The 21357-nt window shown below is 72.7% G+C and carries 18 protein-coding genes; 14 read left to right on the forward strand and 4 right to left on the reverse strand.

The features are described 5' to 3' along the window. Nucleotides 1-3: 3 nt before the first annotated feature. A complete protein-coding gene (locus H9651_RS11135; protein WP_191719395.1) occupies nt 4-1011 on the reverse strand; it encodes a LacI family DNA-binding transcriptional regulator in 1008 nt (335 codons plus the stop codon). A gap of 115 nt (nt 1012-1126) precedes the next feature. Here H9651_RS11135 and xylA point away from each other — a divergent pair, with 115 nt between their 5' ends. From xylA to H9651_RS11180, 9 genes are all read left to right on the forward strand, one after another. Continuing rightward, nucleotides 1127-2314 carry a xylose isomerase gene (gene xylA, locus H9651_RS11140; RefSeq protein WP_191719396.1) on the forward strand — a complete coding sequence of 396 codons (1188 nt, stop codon included), beginning with the start codon at nt 1127-1129 and terminating at the stop codon, nt 2312-2314. A gap of 14 nt (nt 2315-2328) precedes the next feature. Beyond that, nucleotides 2329-3651: a xylulokinase gene (gene xylB / locus H9651_RS11145; protein WP_191719397.1), complete on the forward strand. Its 1323-nt coding sequence runs from the start codon at nt 2329-2331 to the stop codon at nt 3649-3651. 53 nt (nt 3652-3704) lie between these two features. Further along, the gene (locus H9651_RS11150; protein WP_191719398.1) at nt 3705-4397 is read left to right on the forward strand and encodes a GTP pyrophosphokinase; all 693 of its coding nucleotides are present in this window, start codon (nt 3705-3707) and stop codon (nt 4395-4397) included. A 31-nt stretch (nt 4398-4428) separates the two neighbouring features. After that, a complete protein-coding gene (locus H9651_RS11155) occupies nt 4429-5280 on the forward strand; it encodes a transposase (protein ID WP_191719399.1) in 852 nt (283 codons plus the stop codon). Further along, nucleotides 5277-5771, forward strand: a complete 495-nt coding sequence (locus H9651_RS11160) for a glutaminase (RefSeq protein ID WP_191719400.1) — start codon at nt 5277-5279, stop codon at nt 5769-5771. Before H9651_RS11155 ends, H9651_RS11160 begins: the two co-directional genes overlap by 4 nt. A 96-nt stretch (nt 5772-5867) precedes the next feature. Beyond that, entirely contained in the window at nt 5868-8078 is a 2211-nt protein-coding gene (gene glgX / locus H9651_RS11165; protein WP_191719401.1) for a glycogen debranching protein GlgX, read from the forward strand. Next, complete coding sequence (gene treY, locus H9651_RS11170) at nt 8078-10441, forward strand: malto-oligosyltrehalose synthase (RefSeq protein ID WP_191719402.1); 2364 nt, start codon at nt 8078-8080, stop codon at nt 10439-10441. The genes glgX and treY overlap by 1 nt, the downstream gene beginning before the upstream one ends. 55 nt (nt 10442-10496) lie before the next feature. After that, complete coding sequence (gene treZ / locus H9651_RS11175; RefSeq protein ID WP_191719403.1) at nt 10497-12254, forward strand: malto-oligosyltrehalose trehalohydrolase; 1758 nt, start codon at nt 10497-10499, stop codon at nt 12252-12254. Nucleotides 12255-12312: 58 nt separating this feature from the next. Then, complete coding sequence (locus H9651_RS11180; RefSeq protein WP_191719404.1) at nt 12313-13137, forward strand: tryptophan-rich sensory protein; 825 nt, start codon at nt 12313-12315, stop codon at nt 13135-13137. Between the two features lie 16 nt (nt 13138-13153). On the opposite strand, the gene H9651_RS11185 is transcribed toward H9651_RS11180, so the two are convergent. Next, nucleotides 13154-13879, reverse strand: coding sequence for a glutamine amidotransferase-related protein (locus H9651_RS11185; RefSeq protein WP_191719405.1), 726 nt, complete (start codon nt 13877-13879; stop codon nt 13154-13156). Between the two features lie 73 nt (nt 13880-13952). Between H9651_RS11185 and H9651_RS11190 the strand changes: the two genes are divergently transcribed. From H9651_RS11190 to H9651_RS11205, 4 genes are read left to right on the forward strand one after another with little or no spacing between them, the layout of a single operon-like run. Continuing rightward, on the forward strand, nt 13953-14594 hold the full coding sequence (locus tag H9651_RS11190; protein ID WP_191719406.1) for an RNA polymerase sigma factor: 642 nt from the start codon (nt 13953-13955) through the stop codon (nt 14592-14594). After that, nucleotides 14584-15057: a hypothetical protein gene (locus H9651_RS11195; protein ID WP_191719407.1), complete on the forward strand. Its 474-nt coding sequence runs from the start codon at nt 14584-14586 to the stop codon at nt 15055-15057. The genes H9651_RS11190 and H9651_RS11195 overlap by 11 nt, the downstream gene beginning before the upstream one ends. A 37-nt stretch (nt 15058-15094) precedes the next feature. Then, a complete protein-coding gene (locus H9651_RS11200; RefSeq protein WP_191719408.1) occupies nt 15095-16690 on the forward strand; it encodes a S8 family peptidase in 1596 nt (531 codons plus the stop codon). A gap of 43 nt (nt 16691-16733) precedes the next feature. Further along, complete coding sequence (locus H9651_RS11205) at nt 16734-19205, forward strand: CHAT domain-containing protein (RefSeq protein WP_191719409.1); 2472 nt, start codon at nt 16734-16736, stop codon at nt 19203-19205. Nucleotides 19206-19430: 225 nt separating this feature from the next. Here the strand turns inward: H9651_RS11205 and H9651_RS11210 are convergent, their stop codons facing one another. Then, nucleotides 19431-20159 carry a LysR family substrate-binding domain-containing protein gene (locus tag H9651_RS11210; RefSeq protein ID WP_191719410.1) on the reverse strand — a complete coding sequence of 243 codons (729 nt, stop codon included), beginning with the start codon at nt 20157-20159 and terminating at the stop codon, nt 19431-19433. A 55-nt stretch (nt 20160-20214) separates the two neighbouring features. Further along, nucleotides 20215-20622, reverse strand: coding sequence for a transferase (locus tag H9651_RS11215; RefSeq protein ID WP_191719411.1), 408 nt, complete (start codon nt 20620-20622; stop codon nt 20215-20217). A gap of 94 nt (nt 20623-20716) precedes the next feature. Here H9651_RS11215 and H9651_RS11220 point away from each other — a divergent pair, with 94 nt between their 5' ends. Beyond that, nucleotides 20717-21349, forward strand: coding sequence for a YitT family protein (locus H9651_RS11220; protein WP_318244852.1), 633 nt, complete (start codon nt 20717-20719; stop codon nt 21347-21349). Nucleotides 21350-21357 lie beyond the last annotated feature (8 nt).

Below are 21357 nucleotides of genomic sequence, written 5' to 3' on the forward strand. Positions count from 1 at the left end.
CCCTCAGGCGGGGGGCGGGGCCGTGCTGTCGCGCACGACGAGGTGGGTCGCCAGATCCATCCGCAGCGTCTCGGGCGTGCGCCCCTCGGCCATGCGCAGCACGAGGCGTGTCGCCTCCTCGCCCATGCGGCGCAGCGGCTGGTGCACCGTGGTCAGCTGCGGGCTCATCCACCCCGCCAGCGGGATGTCGTCGTAGCCGACGATCGACACGTCGCCCGGCACCGACAGCCCGCGCTCGCGCGCTGCGGCGATGGCGCCGAGGGCCTGCAGGTCACTGCCGGCGAAGATCGCGGTGGGCGGGGTGGGGCCGGCCAGCAGCGCGCGGGCGTGCGTCTCGCCGCCGCCGGTGTGGAAGTCGCCGAAGCGGATCCACGCCGGATCGATCGGCAGTCCCGCGGCGTTCATGGCCGAACGGTAGCCGTCGACCCGGGCGAGCGAGCACATCATGTCGTCGGGGCCGGTGATGGCGGCGATGCGGCGGTGCCCGAGGTCGATCAGGTGACGGGTCGCCATGACGCCGCCCGCCCAGTTGGCGGACCCGACCGACGGCACCTCCGGCGACGGGTCGCCGGCGGGATCGACGATCACGAAGGGGATGCCGCGTGAGCGCAGCTTCTCGCGCAACGGCTCGGTGATGTCGCTGAACACCAGCACCACCCCGACGGGCTTGCGGCGCAGCACCCCCTCGATCCAGTCGTCGCCGGGCGCGTGACGGCTGCCGCTGACGGTGAGCACGAGCGAGAGGCCGGCGGCCTGGGCGACCTCCTCGACGCCCGAGACGACCTCCATCGACCAGCTGCTCTCGAGCTCGTGGAAGACCAGTTCCATCAGCTCGCCGCGCTGCGTGCCGGTACGGCGGGTGTAGGCGTGCAGTGACAGCTGCCGCTCGACCCGCTGCCGCGTGGCGGGGGCGACGTCGGGGCGGCCGTTGAGCACCTTCGAGATGGTCGCCAGCGACACGCCCGCCTCGGCGGCGATCTGCGCCAGAGTCGTGCGCCCCGGTGTGGTCATGTTTCGATCCTAGGCTCCGAAAGTATCGACGCGCGGGAGGGAACCAGGGTGGACGCGGCGACCGTTCTGCTATAGGTTGTCGTCAGCAACAATTAGCGCACCACAAAGGAGTGTCATGCCCACCCCCACCCGCGACGACAAGTTCTCGTTCGGTCTCTGGACGATCGGCTACAACGGCGCCGACCCGTTCGGCGGACCCACCCGGCCGGCGCTGGACGTGGTGCACGCCGTCGAGAAGCTCGCCGAGCTCGGCGCCTACGGCCTGACGTTCCACGACGACGACCTGTTCGCCTTCGGCTCGACCGAGGCCGAGCGTCAGACGCAGATCGACCGCCTCAAGGGCGCGCTGGCCGACACCGGCCTCATCGTGCCGATGGTCACCACCAACCTCTTCTCCGCGCCGGTGTTCAAGGACGGCGGCTTCACGTCGAACGACCGTGACGTGCGCCGCTTCGCTCTCCGCAAGGTCTTCCGCCAGCTCGACCTCGGCGCCGAACTCGGCGCGAAGACGTTCGTCATGTGGGGCGGCCGCGAGGGCGCCGAGTACGACTCCGCCAAGGACATCCGCGCGGCGCTGGAGCGCTACCGCGAGGCCGTCGACCTGCTCGGCCAGTACGTCACCGACAAGGGCTACGACATCCGCTTCGCCATCGAGCCGAAGCCCAATGAGCCCCGCGGCGACATCCTGCTGCCGACCCTCGGACACGCCCTCGCCTTCATCGAGTCCCTGGAGCGGCCGGAGCTCGTGGGCCTGAACCCCGAGGTCGGCCACGAGCAGATGGCGGGGCTGAACTTCGCCGCCGGCATCGCCCAGGCGCTGTACCACGGCAAGCTCTTCCACATCGACCTCAACGGGCAGCGGGGCATCAAGTACGACCAGGACCTCGTGTTCGGCCACGGGGACCTGCACAACGCCTTCGCGCTCGTGGATCTGCTGGAGAACGGCGGCCCCGGCGGCGTCCCCGCCTACGAAGGACCCCGCCACTTCGACTACAAGCCCTCGCGCACCGAAGACGAGACGGGCGTGTGGGACTCCGCCGCCGCCAACATGCGCACCTACCTGCTGCTCAAGGAGCGCGCCGCGGCCTTCCGCGCCGACCCCGAGGTGCAGGAGGCGCTCGCCGCCTCCCGCGTCGACGAGCTGTCGGTGCCCACTCTCGGTGAGGGCGAGTCGTACGACGACCTGCTCGCCGACCGGTCGACCTACGAGGACTTCGACCCCGAGGTGTACTTCGGCGGCAAGGGCTTCGGCTTCGTCCGCCTGCAGCAGCTGGCCACCGAGCACCTGCTCGGCGCCCGCTGACGCGTCGCGGCGACATGAGCCTGGTGATGGGCGTCGATTCGTCGACGCAGTCGTGCAAGGTCGTGGTGATGGATGCCGCCACCGGCCGGGTCGTGCGCGAAGGGCGCGCCGCGCACCCCGAGGGCACGAGCGTCGACCCCGAGGCGTGGTGGCAGGCGCTGCAGGCGGCGATCGCCGCCGCCGGCGGCCTCGGGACGGTGGGCGACCCCGATGCGGTCGCGGCGTGGGCGATCGGCGGCCAGCAGCACGGCATGGTGGCCCTCGACGCCGACGGCCGGGTGGTGCGCGACGCGCTGCTGTGGAACGACACCCGCTCGGCACGGGCCGCGGCCGACCTCGTCGCCGAGTTCGGTGCCGACGAGCTGGCCCGTCGCACCGGACTCGTGCCGGTGGCATCGTTCACCATCACCAAGCTGCGCTGGCTGCGGGACCACGAGCCCGACAACGCCGCCCGGGTGGCGGCCGTGGCGCTGCCCCACGACTGGCTCACCTGGCGGCTGCGCGGCTACGGCCCCGCGGGCGAGGCGGCGCGCGGTCCCGTGCTCGAGGAGCTCGTGACCGACCGCTCCGACGCGTCGGGCACCGGGTACTGGAACCCCGAGACCGACGGTTACGACCGCGAGCTGCTCGTCGCCGCGCTCGGCCACGACGCGGTGCTGCCGCGGGTGCTGGGGCCGCGCGAGAGCGTGCGCGACGCCGACGGCCGCATCGTCGGCCCGGGGGCAGGTGACAACGCCGCCGCGGCGCTCGGGGCCGGGGCGCGCACCGGCGACGTCGTCGTGTCGATCGGCACGAGCGGCACCGTGTTCGCCGTCAGTGCCGAGCGCACCGTGGATGCCACCGGCACTGTGGCGGGCTTCGCGAGCGCCGACGGCGGGTTCCTGCCGCTGGTGGCGACCCTCAACGCCGCGCGGGTGCTCGACGCCGTCGCACGGCTGCTGGGCGTGGACCACGCCGAGCTGTCGCGCCTGGCGCTGGCCGCCGCGCCCGGTGCCGGGGGACTCACGCTCGTGCCGTACTTCGAGGGGGAGCGCACGCCGAACCTCCCCGACGCCACCGCGTCGCTCACGGGCATGACACTGGCATCCACGACGCGGGAGAACCTCGCCCGGGCGGCCGTGGCGGGGATGCTGTCGGGGCTCGCGGCCGGGATCGAGGCGCTCCGGGGCCTCGGCGTTCCGCTGGAGCGTGCCCTGCTCATCGGCGGCGGCGCCCGCTCGGACGCGGTGCGCGCGATCGCACCGCAGGTGTTCGCGATGCCGGTGGCGGTCCCCGAGCCCGGCGAGTACGTCGCGCTCGGCGCCGCGCGCCAGGCCGCCGCCCTCGTGCAACCGTGAGCGGCGGAGCGGACTCACAGCGGGCGCGTACACACGCGCCGTAGGGTCGAGGCATGGCGACCCCCGTGGGCGAGGAATCCCTCTCCGTGTCCGCTCGTGAACTGCGAGAGCTGCGAGACGACCTGCAGCGGTTCCTGCTGGAGTACCGGTTCGGACTGCAGGAGATCGAGACCAAGATCTCGATCCTGCGCGACGAGTTCGCCACGATGCACGACTACAACCCGATCGAGCACTTCACCAGCCGTGTCAAGTCGCCCGACAGCCTCGTCGAGAAGGTCATGCGCAAGGGCATCGCCGCCGACTTCGACACCCTCCGCGCCCAGATCACCGACATCGCGGGCGTGCGCATCACGTGCAGCTTCCGCGCCGACGCGTATCGCCTCTTCGATCTGCTGACGGCCCAGTCCGACATCACCGTGATGGCCGTGAAGGACTACATAGCCGAGCCCAAGCCCAACGGCTACCAGAGCCTGCACGCCATCGTGCAGGTGCCCGTCTACCTCTCCACGGGACCGGTGCAGGTGCCGGTCGAGATCCAGTTCCGCACCATCGCGATGGACTTCTGGGCGAGCCTGGAGCACAAGATCTACTACAAGTACGACCGGCAGGTTCCCGACGGTCTCGTGGCGGAGCTGAAGGATGCCGCCGACTCCGCCGCGGCGCTGGACGAGCGCATGCAGCGGCTGCACCTCGAACTCCACGGCGCCCAGACCGCCCCACATCGCCCCGCCCCCCGCGCAGTGTGACCGCGTCGCCGCGCCCGGGCAGAATGGGCGCGTGGCGCACGATGACCTCGACTCCGTGGCGGCGCAGCTCTACGCGCTGACGCCGGCGGAGTTCACGGCGGCCCGGAACGCCCGGGCGGCCGCGGCGACCGGCGACCTCGCCCGCGGCATCAAGGCGCTGCGCAAACCCGTCGTCGCCGCCTACGCCGTCGATCTGCTCGTGCAGGCGGGTCAGCTCGGCGAGGCGCTCGAACTCGCCGCGGCGCTGCGCGAGGCGCAGGACGATCTGGATGCCGCCGAGCTGACCCGGCTCGGCAAGCAGCGCCGGGCCCTCGTCGCAGCCCTCGCCCGCAGCGCCGCCGATCTGGCGCGCGACCGCGGCGTCGCGGTGAGCGCGGCAGCGGCCATCGAGATCGAAGCCACGATCGACGCCGCCGTGCGCGACCCTCGGGCGGCGGCCGCCGTGCTCACCGGCCGGCTCGTGCGGCCGCTCGCGGCCACCGGCATCGACCCGGTCGACCTCGACGACGCCGTCGGCGGCACCCTCCCCGGCGTCACCGCCGCCACCGCCGCCCCGCCGCCGCCGCGGGACGACCTCGCCCGACGCCGCGCCCGCCGGGAGGCCGAGAAGGCGCTGCGCGAGGCCGAGCACCTCGCCTCCGAAGCGGAGCGGCGCCTCGCCCGCACCGAGGCGAGCCTCGCCAAGGCCCGCGAGCGCGCCGACCACCTCACCCAGCGGGTCGCCGAACTGCAGGCGGATCTCGGCCGGGTGCAGGCCGATGCCGCGGTCGCGGAGTCCGCCGTGTCCGATGCCGAGCGCGAAAGCGCTGAGGCGCTCGCGGCAGCCCAGCGCGCCCGCCGCGGCGTCGACAGTGCCCGCGACGCCGTCGAGGGGGACGCATGACCGTTGCCGTCACCGCCCTGTTCGCCGACGCCCGGGCGCAGCTGGCCGGGCTCGGCCGCGAACGACTGGGGTGCGCGATGCCGGCCCGCCGCATCCTCGGCATCGCCCGGGCCCCGCGCATCGTGCCGGTCGGCGAGGCCTGGCATCTGGGGGTGCTGCTGGTCACCGATGACGCCGTGCTCGCCACCGGTGACATCGTGCGGGCTCGCCGAGAGGTGCGCCGCGGATACGCCGCGCAGTCCCAGCGGGAGCGCGCCGAGTGGGAGGCGGCCGCGTTCCGGGGCGGCTTCGCCGAGGGCGAGACCGTGCACGTCGGCTGGCGACCGCTGGATCTGGCGGCCGTCGCCCGCGGGGAGTCGTCGGGCCCGCTCGCGCTGCACGGCGATGTCCCGAGTGTGCGGTGGAGCACCGCGGGGGGCTACCGCGCGCTCCAGGGTTACCTCGCCGAGCGCATCGAGCTGCTGGGTCACCCGCCGCGCGGCGCCTCCTGACCGGCCGGCGACGGCGGACCCCGCGCAGAACGCCCTCCGCGGGGGCGGTTGTCAAGCGTCACCTGTGGGAAACATCCGCTCGACTAGGGTTGCCCCGTGCATTCATGGCCTGGTTCCGCGTATCCCCTGGGCGCGACGTTCGACGGTAACGGGACGAACTTCGCGCTCTTCAGTGAAGGCGCCGAACGCGTCGAGCTGTGTCTGTTCGGCGACCGCGGCAAGGAGACGCGCATCGAACTCGTCGACGTCGACGCGTACGTCTGGCACGTCTACCTCCCCAACGTGCAACCCGGTCAGCGCTACGGCTACCGCGTGCACGGACCCTACGACCCGGCCTCGGGCAAGCGCTTCAACCCGAACAAGCTGCTGCTCGACCCCTACGCCAAGGCCGTCGACGGTCAGGTGCAGTGGGGGCAGGAGGTGTTCAGCTACCCGTTCGGCGACCCCGACGGGCGCAACGACGACGACTCCGCAGCGCACATGATGAAGGGCGTCGTCATCAACCCGTTCTTCGACTGGTCGGGCGACCGGCAGCCGAAGACCCCGTACGCCGAGTCCTTCATCTACGAGGCGCACGTGAAGGGCCTCACGCAGCTGCACCCCGACATCCCCGACGACATCCGCGGCACCTACAGCGCCATCGCCCATCCCGCGATCATCGAGCACCTCAAGAAGCTCGGCGTGACGGCGATCGAGCTCATGCCGGTGCACCAGTTCGTCAACGACTCCACGCTCGAGGACAAGGGACTGTCGAACTACTGGGGCTACAACACCATCTCCTTCTTCGCCCCGCAGAACACCTACTCGGCCATGGGCGCCCGCGGCCAGCAGGTGCAGGAGTTCAAGGGCATGGTGCGGGCGCTGCACGCCGCCGACATCGAGGTCATCCTCGACGTCGTCTACAACCACACCGCCGAGGGCAACCACCTGGGCCCCACCTTGTCGATGCGGGGCATCGACAACGAGGCCTACTACCGGCTCGAAGCCGACGACAAGCGCTACTACACCGACTACACCGGCACCGGCAACAGCCTCAACGTCGGCAGCCCCCACACGCTGCAGCTGATCATGGATTCGCTGCGGTACTGGGTGCTGGAGATGCACGTCGACGGCTTCCGGTTCGATCTGGCGGCGACCCTCGCCCGCGAGTTCTACGACGTCGACCGGCTGGCGACCTTCTTCGAACTCGTGCAGCAGGATCCGGTGGTCTCGCAGGTCAAGCTCATCGCCGAGCCCTGGGACATCGGGCCCGGGGGCTACCAGGTGGGCAACTTCCCGCCGCAGTGGACGGAGTGGAACGGCAAGTACCGCGACACGGTGCGCGACTTCTGGCGCGGTGAGCCGCAGGCGCTGGGCGAATTCGCCTCCCGCGTCACCGGCTCCGCCGACCTGTACGAGCACTCCGGGCGCCGCCCGGTGGCATCCATCAACTTCGTCACGGCGCACGACGGCTTCACCCTGCGCGATCTCGTGTCCTACAACGACAAGCACAACGACGCCAACGGCGAAGACGGTCGCGACGGCGAATCGCACAACCGCTCGTCGAACTTCGGCGTCGAAGGGCCCACCGACGACCCTGCGATCCTCACCGCCCGAGCCCGGCAGCAGCGCAACTTCATCGCGACGCTGCTGCTGAGCCAGGGGGTGCCGATGCTGCTGCACGGCGACGAGCTGGGGCGCACGCAGCAGGGCAACAACAACGGCTACGCGCAGGACAACGAGATCACCTGGGTGCACTGGGATGCCGCCGACCAGCCGCTCGTGGAGTTCACCGGGGCCCTCGCGCGCCTCCGCCGCGAACACCCCGCGTTCCGGCGCAGCCGCTTCTTCAACGGCCGCCCGGTGCGACAGGAAGAGGGGGAGCCGATCCCCGACATCGTGTGGCTGCGCCCCGACGGCAGCCGCATGCAGCCCGAGGACTGGGACTCGGGCTTCGGACGGGCGATCGGGATGTTCCTCAACGGCAACGGCATCCGCGAACGCGACCGGCGCGGGGAGAAGATCACCGACCAGCACTTCTTCGTGCTGTTCAACTCCGGCGACGAGGCGGTGGACTTCCACATCCCCGACGCCGATTTCGCCCCCCGCTGGGATGTCATGGTCGACACCGACGGCGAACTCGCCGACAGCCCGCCGGTCGATCCGGGCGGATCGATCACCGTGCAGCCGAAGTCGCTGGTCGTGCTGCGCGAGCATTCCGACGCCGATACCGACACCGACCACTCGGTGGCGGCGTCGCTCGCGGCCAACACCGGCGTCATCGACGAACTGCCCGCAGCCGCTCCGAGGGGCGAGGCGGGGCGGTGATGGCGCGGCATCCGGTCTCGACCTACCGTCTGCAGATCAGGGCGGCCTTCGACCTGGATGCCGCGGCGGAGGTCACCGGCTACCTGCGTGACCTCGGGGTGGACTGGGCGTACCTCTCGCCGCTGCTGAAGGCGACCACCGGCTCCGACCACGGCTACGACGTCGTCGACCCGTCGCAGGTCGATCCCGCGCGCGGCGGCGCGGCGGGGCTCGCCCGGTTCCGCTCCGCGGCACGCGCGGCCGGGCTCGGTGTGCTCGTGGACATCGTGCCCAACCACATGGGCATCTCCCGCCCGGCCGAGAATCCGTGGTGGTGGGACGTGCTGCGCCACGGCCGCTCGAGCGTCTACGCCGACGCGTTCGACATCGACTGGGAGTTCGGCGGCGGCAGGGTGCGCGTGCCGATCCTGGGCGCCGAACCCGACGAGGTCATCGCCGCGGGTGAGATCGTCGTCGACGTCGATGCCGACGTGGTGCGCTACCACGAGCACGCGCTGCCGCTCGCGCCGGGGTCGCTGGCGGGCATCGACCCCGCCGACGTGCGGGCGGTGCTGTCGCGTCAGCACTGGGAGGTGATGTTCTGGCGCCGCGAGGCGGCAGAACTCAACTACCGCCGCTTCTTCGCCGTGACGACCCTCGCCGGTGTCCGGGTGGAGGTGCCGCACGTGTTCGACGCGGCGCACGGCGAGGTGCTGCGCTGGGTGCGCGAGGGGCTCGTCGATGGGCTGCGCATCGACCACCCCGACGGGCTCGCCGATCCCGGCGCCTACCTCGACCGGCTGGCCGAGGCCACCGACGGTCGCTACGTGCTCGTGGAGAAGATCCTCGAGCACGCCGCCACAGCGCACCCCGAGGCCCTGCCCGGCTGGTGGCGCACCGCCGGGACGACCGGCTACGACGCCATGGCCGAGATCGACCGCGTGCTGATCGACCCGGCGGGCGAAGCGGGCCTCGACCGCCTCGACGCGGCGCTGCGCCGCGAGACCGGCGTCGCCGACGCCCCCGGGTACGCCGACCTCGTGCACGAGACCAAGCGCATGATCGCCGACACGATCCAGCAGTCCGAGATCGCCCGCCTCGTCCGGGTGCTCGCCGCCGAGGCCCCCGACCTCGCCGCCGATCCCGCGACGCTCACCGACACGCTCGCCGAACTGCTCGCGAACTATCCGGTCTACCGCTCGTATCTGCCGGCAGGGGCGGAGCACCTCGCGCACGCGCTCGCCGAGACCGAGCGCCGTCGCCCCGACCTGGCCGCCACCGCCCGTGAGGTCGCCCGGTGCGTGGCGGAGGCGGGCACCGAATTCTCGCGGCGGTTCATGCAGACCACCGGCCCCGTCATGGCCAAGGGGGTGGAGGACACCGCCTTCTACCGTGCGACGCGGCTGGGCACCCTCACCGAGGTCGGCGGCGACCCGTCGGTGTTCGCGCTGCCCGTCGACGGCCTCCACACCGCCTTCTCGCGTCGGCAGTCCCAGTGGCCGCTCGCGATGACGTCACTGTCGACCCACGACACCAAGCGCGGCGAGGACGTGCGCGCGCGCCTGTCGGTGCTCGCCGAGATCCCCGACCGCTGGGCCGAGGTGCTCGAGGGCCTGCGCGCGGTGGCATCCACCGGTCACGGTCCCTTCGACGCCCTGCTGTGGCAGGCGATCGTCGGGTCGTGGCCGGCGACGCCCGAGCGCCTGCACGCGTACGCCGAGAAGGCCGCCCGTGAAGCGGCCGAACGCACCGGCTGGTGGGACCCGGATGCCGCATTCGAGGCGCGCATGCACGCCGTGGTCGACGCTGCGTTCGGCGCCGCTCGCCCGCTCGTCGAACAGTTCGTCGCCGAGATCGCCCAGCCCGGCTGGTCCAACGCGCTCGCCGCCAAGGTGCTGCAGCTGACGGGCCCCGGCGTCCCCGACGTCTACCAGGGGTCGGAGCTGTGGGAGACATCCCTCGTCGATCCCGACAACCGCCGGGCGGTGGACTTCGCCGCCCGCCGCGAGCTGCTCGGACGCCTCGACGACGGCTGGCTGCCGCCGGTCGACGCCGACGGCGCCGCGAAGCTGCTGGTGGTCTCCCGTGCGCTGCGGCTGCGCCGCGACCGCGCCGCCGAGTTCACCCATTACCGCCCGGTCGAGGCGGTCGGCGAGGCTGCCGCCCACGTCGTGGCGTTCGACCGCGGCGCCGCGATCACGGTGGCCACCCGGCTGCCGGTCGGTCTCGCCCGGTGCGGCGGCTGGGGCGACACCGCCGTGCTCGTGGCCGAGGGTGCATGGCGTGATGAGGTGACGGGGCGTAGCGTCGAGGGGGGAATCGTGCCGTTGCGGACGCTGCTGGCGACCTACCCCGTCGCCGTGCTGACCCCCGTCGAGCCGTGAGCGCGGATGGGCGTGGCAGGCGGCGTGCAACCGGACCGATGAGAGGGGACTGGGGATGAGCGTGGAAGTGTGGGCGCCGCGCGCGCAGCGGGTGCGGCTGCGCCGCCCCGACACCGACGATGTCGAACTGGCGGTGCGCGACGGCGGCTGGTGGACGGCCGACATCGACCTCGCCGACGGCGACCGCTACGGCTTCGTGCTGGGCGACAGCGAAGCGCTGCGCCCCGACCCGCGCTCGCGACGCCAGCCCGACGGGGTGCACGCGGCATCCGCGCACGTCGAGCTCGATCCCGCTGTCTGGACCGATGCCGCGTGGACCGGCCGGCAGCTGGCGGGCGGGCTCATCTACGAACTGCACGTGGGCACCTTCACCCCGCAGGGCACCCTCGACGCCGCGGCCGAGCGGCTCGACCACCTCGTGCGGCTCGGGGTCACCCACATCGAGCTGCTGCCGGTCAACGGCTTCAACGGCGTGCACAACTGGGGCTACGACGGCGTGCTCTGGTACACCGTGCACGAGGCGTACGGGGGACCGGCCGGCTACCAGCGCTTCGTCGACGCCGCACACGCGGCGGGGCTCGCCGTCATCCAGGACGTCGTCTACAACCACCTCGGACCCAGTGGCAACTACCTGCCCGAGTTCGGGCCGTACCTGCGCGATGCGAGCCGCAACACGTGGGGGCAGAGCGTTGACCTCGACCAGCCCGAGGTGCGGGAATTCATCGTGCAGAACGCCCTGATGTGGCTGCGCGACTACCACGTCGACGGGCTGCGCCTGGATGCCGTGCACGCCCTCCACGACGAGCGGCCCGTGCACATCCTCCGCGAACTCGCCGAAGCCGCCGACGCCCTCTCGGCGCACGTCGGCCGGCCGCTGAGCCTCATCGCCGAGTCCGACCTCAACGACCCGACGCTCATCCTGCCGCGGGAGGCCACCGGGTACGGCCTCACCGCGCAGTGGAGCGACGACTGGCATCACGCCGTGCACGTCGCCCTCACGGGCGAGACGAGCGGCTACTACGCCGACTTCGCCGCCCTCGAGGCGCTGCCGAAGGTGTGGACGCGCGGGTTCTTCCACGACGGCACCCACTCGTCGTTCCGGGGTCGCGACCACGGGCATCCGATCCCCGCCGAGGTGCCCGCCTGGCGGCTCGTGACCTTCGCGCAGGACCACGACCAGATCGGCAACCGCGCCACCGGCGACCGGCTCACGGCGACCCTGTCGCCCGAACGCCTCGCCATCGCCGCCGTGCTCACCCTCACTTCTCCCGGCACCCCCATGCTGTTCATGGGCGAGGAATGGGGGGCGACGACGCCGTGGCAGTTCTTCACCTCGCACCCCGAGGAGTGGCTCGCGGAGGCGACCGCGAAGGGCCGCACCGAGGAGTTCGCGCGCATGGGGTGGGACGAATCCGTCGTCCCCCATCCCAACGACCCCGCCACGTTCACGCGATCCAAGCTCGACTGGTCCGAGATCGACGCGGATGCCGCAGCGGCCGCCCCGCATCGGCTGCTGCTGCAGTTGTACCGCGACCTCGCGCGGCTGCGCCGGGAGCGGCCGGAACTGACCGATCCGGCGTTCGGCTCACTGTCCGCCGACGCCGTCGACGCCGCCGGCGGCCGACGCTTCCGGCTGGGACGCGGGGCGCTGACGGTGCTGGTGAACCTGTCCGCCGAGACGTGGCACGCCTCCGCCGGCCTCGACGACACGGTGCTGCTGTCGACCGACCGGGGCGTTCCCGCCGCCGCCGTCGGGGGTGTCGTCGCCGTCGCGTCCGACACCGCGGTGATCATCGGCCCGGCCGTCCCCTGATCGGCGGCCCGCTGTCAACCCCGTGACCCCGCCGGAGTAGGCGTCTACGGTGGGGGGCATGAGCGCCCAGGCTGCGACCGCCCATCCCACGACCGCCCGTTCCACCGACATCGTGCGCCAGATCGGGGTGATCAGCGCCGTCTCCTTCATGCTGATCGCCGCCGTGGTCGGTGTCGGCGCCCTCGGGGGCACCCCCGTGCAGGATCTGCAGGACGGCGCGCTGTCGGCGTCGGGTTCGTATCTGGCGCCGGCGACCCAGGCGTTCTCCATCTGGACCGTCATCTACGTGCTGATGGTGGCCTACGCCGTGTGGCAGGCGCTGCCGTCGCAGCGCGCCGACGCACGTCAGCGGGTGCTGGGCTGGTGGATCGCGGCGACCGCGGTGCTCAACGGCCTGTGGCTGGTGTCGGCGCAGTTCACGACGCTGCCGGTGACGGTGATCGTCATCGTGCTGCTGCTGGTCACCCTGGGATGGACGCTCCACCTGGCGGTGCAGAACCCCCCGCACGGCGTGCGGCAGGCGCTGTTCACCGACATCACCGTGGGGCTGCACCTGGGGTGGGTGGCGCTGGCGACCGTCGCCAACAGCACCGCATGGCTCACCCAGATCGCGCCGGCCGAGTGGGCTCAGGCGGCGGATGCCGCCGCGATCGCGGTGATCGTCGTCGTCGCCCTCGTCGGCGCCGGCCTGGCGCTCGCCAGCGGCGGTCGTATCGCGCCCGGCCTCGCGATGGGCTGGGGCCTGGTGTGGATCGGTGTGGGACGGGCGGCCGGCGAGCCGGCGAGCATGCCGATCGCGATCGCGGCGTGGATCGCCGCGGCGATCGTGGTGCTGGTGCCCGTCATCGTCACGGCGGTGCGCTTCGCCCGCAACCGCACCTGAGCGCCGACGGGCCGTCTCAGCGCTCGACCTGGCGCGAGAAGGCGTGCAGCAGACGTGCGGGCTCGGTGAGCGATGCCGCCAGCACGCGCGCCGCGATGCGGTCGTAGTCGCGGGCGTCGAAGTAGCCGTCGTCGCGGTAGATCGCCATGCGCTCGGTGAACGCGCGGCCGGTGGGCTCGGGATGGAACTGGGTGGCGTACAGCCGGTCGCCCACGCGGTACGCCTGCACCGGGCACGCCGCGTTCGTGGCGAGCAGTGTCGCTCCCGGCGGTGCGGCAGCGGCGCCCTCCTTGTGGGCGGTGAGCGCCGTGAACCGGTTGGCGAGCCCGCCGAAGACGGGGTCGGTGCCCGCGGCGTCGGTGAGTGAGATGGTCGTGGGGCCGGTGTCTTCGGGGTGGGCCCGCGTCACCTCGCCGCCGAGCATGCGCGTGACGACACCGATGCTGTAACAGGTGAACATGCCCGCCGTCGTGCCGTCGGCCGCGCGGGCGGCGATGCGTTCGAGGTCGGCCTCGATGCGGCGTTGCACGTCGGTCTTGGTCGACTCGGGGTCGGCGACGTTGAACGGGCTGCCGCCCACGACGAAGCCCGCGAAGCGGTCGAATGCGTCGTCGGGGAGCGGATCACGCACGAGGTCCAGCTGCGCCAGGTCGTCGCGGCGCATGGCTGCGCGGAAGGACTCGTACTCGCCGGCGGCGGCACCCGCCTGCGGTCGCACGCACACGTACACAAGGGGAGGCATGGCGCGATTGTACGGGGCGGGGTATCAGATCCGCTCTAGCCGACTCTTCACAGGTATGGCCACAATGGGCGTCATGACCGAACCCGAACCGGCCTTCCGCGACAGATCGGAGGGCCTGGGCGTCGAGCCCGGCGCGCCCCCCTCCCGCTGGCAGCAGGCCGCCGCCGACTTCGGCCGCTGGCGACGCGGTGACAGCAGGGCGATGGACGATCTGGTGCGTCTGATGACCCCCGTGCTGTGGCACGTCGTGCGGGCGTACGGCCTGGAGCGGGCACTGGTCGAAGACGTCGTGCAGACCACGTGGCTGACCCTCGTGCGCAGGCACGCGTCGATCTCCGACGAGCGCGCCATCTCGGGCTGGCTCATCACGTGCGCGCGCCGGGAGGCGTGGCGGGTGGGCAAGGAGCATCGTCGCGTCACCCCCACCGACACCGTCGACCTCGAGCCCCACCTGCCGGCGCAGGATGCCGCGGCGCACACCGCCGAGGTCGGTGCCCGTGATCGCACCCTGTGGGCGGCCATCGGCGATCTCGACGAACGGTGCCGACTGCTGCTGCGCACCGTCGCCTTCGAGGAACGCCCCGACTACGCCCGGCTCGCCGGGGAACTGCACATGCCGGTCGGTTCCATCGGGCCGACCCGGCGACGCTGCCTGAGCAAGCTGCGCGCCTCGCTGCAGGCGTCCGGCTGGGTGGGAGACGACAATGGCCGCTGACGACGCCGCATCCGACGCCGCCCTGTTCCGGGCACTGCGGCAGACGTGGGAGCAGGTCGATCCGGTGCCGACGGACCTCGTCGACCGCATGGTCGCCGTGGTCGCGGCCGCCGACCTGTCACGGGAGTACGCGCTGCTGTCCCTCGTCGAGGGCGAGGCTCACGCTGCGCTGCGCGGCGACGCCGAGATGCTGACGCTGCAGTTCAGCGACGGCACGAGCAGCGTGCTCATCCACACGACCGAGAACGAGTCCGGCGGACGCCGCATCGACGGGTGGGTCGATGCGGCCGCGACGGAGGTCGTGCTGCTGCGCGACGACGCCGACGAGAGCGCCGTCGCGGTGCAGCACGGCCGTTTCGCGTTCGCCGACGTGCCGGCAGGAGTACTGCGGCTGCGCGTCGTGCTGGCGGGCGCGGCACCCGACGGGGCGGCCGCTCTCACGACGCCGCGCTTCGAGATCTAGCGCGTCCTGCGCCCCACCGGCCTCGCGAAGGAGAGCCATGAGCAACGACATCCCGGCCGAGCGGCCCCACAGGCAGGATTGGCGCCACCGCTGGAACCGCACGCAGCGCCAGGGCGTGCCGCTGCAGTTCGAGGCGGCCACGGCCGACCCGGTGCGTCCCTACCCGACGCGGTACGTGCCCGATCACCTGCTCGTATCGACTCTGGCCGGTCCCCTGGAGCGCGTGCTCGGGGCCCTGTCGGACGCCGCCTCGGAATTCGGCTGGCGCGTCGAGCGACCCCGACCGGACCAGAAGCCACCGCTGCCGGAGAAGCTCGACCTGCCGCGCGTGTACCGCGTCGACATCCAGCCGGCCGAGCGCAGCCGCACGGCGGAGCCCGTGCCCGAGGTGGACGCGTGGCTGCTGCTGCGCCGCACCCGTCAGCGCACCGGCACGTCGCTCGAAGGGGTGGGGCTCGATCACGTCATCGAGGTGGACGACATCGACCTCAACCCGTTCGGCCGCACCAACCCCTTCGGCCGCACCAATCCGTTCGGGCGGACGAACCCGTTCGGGCGCACCAATGTGCCCGGTCTCGGCGGCTACGCCGAACCCGGCAGCGGCGGACGCCAGGTGGCGACCTACTTCGGCCCCGCGCCGGTGCGCGGGCCCGACCCCGTCGACGGCGGGCGGCGTCCGGTCGTCGCGTTCTTCGACACCGGGTGCGGGCCTCACGCATGGCTGCCGGCGGATGTCGTCGACCGCGAGCCGCAGTGTCCCTCGGGCCACATCGGCTTCTTCGACCCCGCCACCGACCCGGAGGTGCACGGCGACCTGGAAGGCCCGTACGACGGGTTCATCGATGACGCGGCGGGCCACGGGACCTTCATCGCCGGGGTCATCCGCCAGACCTGCCCCGACGCCGACCTCATCGCGGTGCGCGTCTCGGACGGCGCGGGCATCGTCTGGGAGAGCGAGATGCTCGAAGCCGTGCGCCGGCTCGTCGAACAGATCGTGCTGCACGCGACCGGCGGCGAGGGGCGCGCGGTGGACGTGCTGAACTTCTCGCTCGGGTATTACCACGAGACCCCCGAGGACGGGTACTTCGATCAGACGCTGAACGTCTACCTCGCCGCGGCCCGCCGTCACGGCTGCGCCGTGGTGTGCTCGGCCGGCAACGACGCCACCGACCGGCCCGCGTTCCCCGCGGCACTGTGGCAGTGGCCGGGAGCCGACTTCACCGTGGACGACCCCGATGACGCCGCACCGCACGTCGCGGTGGGGGCGGCCAACCCGTCGCACCGCTCGGTGGCGCTGTTCAGCAACATCGGCTCCTGGGTGCACCTCTACGCACCGGGGGTGAGTGTGCTCAGCTGCACCCCGGCGTACCAGGGCGGCGTGCAGCCGGGCACCCGCGACGACCGGCTGGGCCTCAGGCGCGAATCGCTCGACCCCGATGACCTGCGCGGCGGCTTCGCACTGTGGAGCGGCACCTCGTTCGCCGCCCCGTACGTGGCGGGACTTCTCGCCCGGTCGCTCGTGGCGGGCCTCGCCGACGGCGGTCTCGCCGGCGACATCGCGGCCAGGTCGGGTGTGCTGACGGGGACCCTCGCCGAGCAGCAGGACACCCTCACCGCAACGCTGCGCGCCTGACCCGGCGGTCGCGCCGACGCAGGCCGCTCGACAGAATGTGGGGATGGGGCTCTCTGCGGCGGCACTGCACGCGCGTGCGGTGGACCTCTGCGCGCACGGACGCTACCCCGACGCGCGCCGCGCGCTGCAGCGCGCCGACCTGCTGACCGACGATCCCGACCTGCATGCGCGCATCGAGGGCACCCGCGCGCACATCCTCGAGCGCACGGGTGACCCGGTCGGGGCGGAGCGCACCTGCCGCGCCGCGCTGCGTATCGACGGGATCACCGTCGCGACGACCGCGGTGCTCACCGGCCAGCTGGGCATGCTCGCGATGTACGGCGGTCGCTTCGCCGAGGCCGAATCCCTGCTCACCAGCGCGATCGACGACACCGTCGAACACACCGAGCTGGCGAACATGCGGATGAACCGGGCCCTCGCTCGCATGTACCTGGGGCTCCTGGACGGGGCCGATCACGACCTGCGCGATGCGGCCGAGCAGTACGGGCGTGTCGGCACGGCGCTGGACGTCGCCCAGGCGCGGCATAACCTCGGCTACGTCGCACTGCTGCGCGGCGACATCGTGGAGGCGATGGCAGAGATGTCGGCCGCCCGCGGTCCGATCGCCGCGGCATCACCGGTCAACGCGGCGGTCAGCGACATCGACATGGCCGAGGTGCTGCGCGATGCGGGTCTGGTGACGCAGGGCGAGCGACTGCTGGCCGCCGCCGCGCGCGTCTTCGGCGCGCACCGCATGCCGCAGCCCCGTGCCGAGGCCGAGTTCCAGCTGGCGCGCTCGCAGCTCGTGCACGACCCGCGCCGCGCCGCGCGCACGGCGGCATCCGCCGCCCGGCGCTTCCGCGCGCTCGGCGCCGCGAGCTGGGCCGCGCGCGCCGACGGGGTGCGGCTGCGTGCCCTGTTGGCCGGGGGCGCGATCGACCGCCACGGGCTGCCGGTGGCCGGTGTCGGCCGCCCGCCGTCGCCGGCCGCCGTCGCCGCGACCGCCGGGGAGCTGCGCCGCCACCGGATGACCGGCGACGCCGACGCGGTGCGGCTGACACACCAGCTGTGGCGGGCGCGCCGCGGAGCCCCGACCGAGCGGGTGCGGGTGGCCGCGGGTGCGCCGCTGGAGGTGCGGCTGCTGGCCCACGAGGTGCGCGCGACACGTGCCGCGGTCGCGGGGCGCGAACGCGAGGCGCGACGGCACGCGGGGCGGGGACTGGACGAGCTGATCGCGTGGCGCGGGTCGTTCGGCAGCATCGACCTGCAGGCTTCGGCGGCGATGCACGGCAGCGGACTCGTGCTGGCGGGCATCGGGGCCGCGGTGCGCTCGGGGCGGCCCGACGCGGTGTTCGAGTGGTCCGAGCGTGCCCGACACCTCAGCCAGCACGTCGTGCCGCTGCGCCCGCCGCCCGATCCAGAGCAGGCCGCGGACCTCGCCGAACTGCGGCGGCTGCGCCTGGACCTGCCGGCGGGACAGTGGATGGCAGACCCCCGGGCGGCGGCGCTCGGCGAGCGCGTGCGACAGCGGCAGTGGTCAGCCACGGGCGCTGCCCGACACGAGCGGCGTCATGACCTCGCGGCGGTGCACGAGGCACTGGATGCCGACACGGCGCTGCTGTCGTACGTGTTCGGCCCGCACGGGCTGGCGTGCCTGGTCGCCACCCGGGACGACGCCCGCATCGTGGAGCTGCCGGGGTGGGCGGCGGCGCGCGACGAACTGCCGGGGCTGCGCGCCGACCTCGAGATGGCGGCGACGGTGCGCACCGGACCGCTTGCCGGCGTGGTCGCACACGCGCTCGCCACCCGGCTCGACGCCCTCTCGCGGGCGCTCGTCGACCCGCCGCTGCAGGCCACCGCGGCGCGGCGCATCGTCATCACGGTGCCGGGGGTGCTCACGGGGGTGCCGTGGAGCATGCTGCCCGGCATGCGGGGGCGTTCGTCGACCCTCGCGCCCTCGGCATCCCGCTGGGTGCGCGAGCGCGGCGCCCCGGTGACGGTGACCGCGTGCGGGTTCGCCGTGGGTCCCCGCGTCGCACGCGGCGAGGAGGAGGTGCGCCGGGCCGCCGCGCACTGGGCGGACGCTCGGGTGCTGTCCGACCCGCACGCGAGGGTCGATGCCGTCGCCGACCTCGCGAGCGACGTCGATCTGCTGCACGTCGCTGCGCACGGCCGGCATGCCGTCGACAACCCGCTCTTCTCCGGCCTCGAACTCGCCGACGGTGCGCTGTTCGGTTACGACATCGACCGCATGCACCGCGTGCCGTCGGTCGTCGTGCTCTCGGCGTGCGAAGTGGGCCGCTCATCGGTGCGGTGGGGGGAAGAAGCGGTGGGCATGACGCGGGCGTGGCTGCACGCCGGCGTGCGGTGCGTCGTCGCGGCGCCGGTGGTCGTCGCCGACGACGAGGCCGGCGAGCTGTTGTCGGCGATGCACGAAGGGCTCGCGGTGGGCGCGCCGGCGGCGGATGCACTCGCCGCGGCAGCCGAGCGCACCGGCATCCGCGCGCCGTTCCAATGCCACGGATCGGGTTTCTGAAAGATCTTTCATCTGAGATGTATCAGGGGCGGTGGGCGCTGCTCTTGATCAATGGAACGACACAGCGGTGAACAGCAGGGATCCCACCGGGTCATCGCGATCGTCAGCGGATGCTGGGGCGCCGATGACCCGTCGTTTCACGCGGGACTGACTGGCCTGGGGGCTCTCGGTCCCCGGAACCGGCGGACCGGGGGGCTCCGCCGGTTCCGGCTGCCCGCGCGCGGGTCAGCCGCGGGAGGAGTGGGCGGTGCGGCCGCGCACGATGCCGACGAACGTCTCGACGAGCTCGGTGGTGGCCTCGACCGGCCATGCCAGGGCGACGGGGGAGAGGGGGCCGTCGCGCAGCGGACGGTACGCGACGTCGCGGCGCTGATGCAGGCGCGCGAGGGACATCGGCACGATCACGATGCCGACGCCCGCCGCGACCGTCTCGATGGCCTGCCCGGCGTCGTCGGGGGGTGTGAAGTCAGGGATGACGGCACCCGGCACGTCGATGTGCAGCACGTCGTCGAGCGGGGTGATGACGATCTCGCCCGCGAGGTCGGCCAGGGTGAGGTCCTCGGCGGCGGTGAGATGCGATTCGGCGTCGCACACCACCACCGGCACCTCGTCGTAGAGCGGGATGACGTGCAGGCCCTCGGCATCGATGGGCCGGCGCACGATCGCGGCGTCGACCGATGCCGCGTCCAGGGCAGCCCGCTGGTCGGCCACCAGCAGCGGCACGAGCTCCAGGGGGGTGTGCGGCATGCGCTGCTGCCACAGGTCGATCCATTTGCCCGGCGTCGCGCCGGGGATCACCCCGAGACGGAACGGTCCGGGCGGCGGCGCAGGCGTGGGTGCGACCGGCGCGGTGGCGCGGGGCGGGCGCGGGGTCTTCTTCTTCGCCGCGTTCGCTTTGAGGGGCCGGTTGCCCTGGCGACGGGGACCGGGTCGGGGTGCTCCGCTTTTCGCCATGTCCCGAGCGTACCCGCGCGGCATGGTCCCCGCCCGGGCGACGGTACGGCCGAGGCTACGCGGCGAGGCGCAGGCCCCGGCGGTCGGTCGCGACGCGTTCGCCGTCGGCGACGATCTCGTTGTCGCCGATGAGTGCGCCGCCGGCGACCCGTGCGTGGGCGCCCACCGTGGTGCGGATGCCGATCTTCGCGCCGGCGCCGATCGCGGCGCCCGACCCCACGTGGGCGAGCTCGGCGATCTCGACGTCGGGGCCGATCACCGCGTGGGGTTCGATCCACGCGCCACGGCGGATGCGCACACCCGCGGCGACCTCGGCTCCGGGTTCGACATACGCTCCCGCTTCGACCAGGGCGCTGGCGTGCACCTTCGCCCCGTGCGCGATCAGGCCGCGCCCGTTGACGTGCTTGCGGTAACGCAGCGTCTCGCCGCGGTCGTTCTCGATGTCGACGTAGTTCTTACCCAAGATCTCCTCCTGCGACACGTGTGGCGTCGGATTAGGGACAACGTCGCCGTACCGGCATCCATTCCCTTTCCCACCAGCCTGGGAGAATGGTGTGGTGACCGAGACCGGACCCTCGCTCGTCTTCGACAAGAAGGCCACCGAGCACAGCGTCGCCGAGGACGTGCTCGGCATGCTGACGGGCACCTTCGTCGCGTCGTTCGGCCTGTATCTGCTCGACGCGTCCGAGGCCGTCACCGGCGGCACCGCCGGGCTGTCGCTCCTGCTGGGCTTCGCGACCGGGTGGCCGTTCCCGCTGCTGTTCGCGCTCATCAACGTGCCGTTCGCGGTGCTGGCGGTGTGGAAGCGCGGGTGGGAGTTCACCCTGCGCACCGTCATCGCCATCGGGCTCGTGTCGGCGTTCTCGGTCGTGCACGAGAACCTGTTCCAGATCGCCGCGCTCAACCCCGTCTACGGTGCGCTGGCCGGCAACCTCATGGCCGGCGTGGGTCTGCTCATCGTCTTCCGCCACGGCGGCAGCCTCGGTGGGTTCAACATCATCGCCCTGATCGTGCAGGATGCCACCGGCTTCCGCGCCGGGTGGACGCTCATGATCTTCGACCTGGCGGTCGTGCTGGCGGCGCTGCTGGTCGTGCCGCTGCCCAACGTGCTGCTCAGCGCACTCGGCGCGGTGCTGCTGAACCTCGTCCTCGCCCTCAACCACCGACCGGGCCGCTACATCGGGCGTTGAGCGCCGGG

The organism is Microbacterium pullorum (assembly GCF_014836535.1).
In the GTDB taxonomy this organism is placed as follows: domain Bacteria; phylum Actinomycetota; class Actinomycetes; order Actinomycetales; family Microbacteriaceae; genus Microbacterium; species Microbacterium pullorum.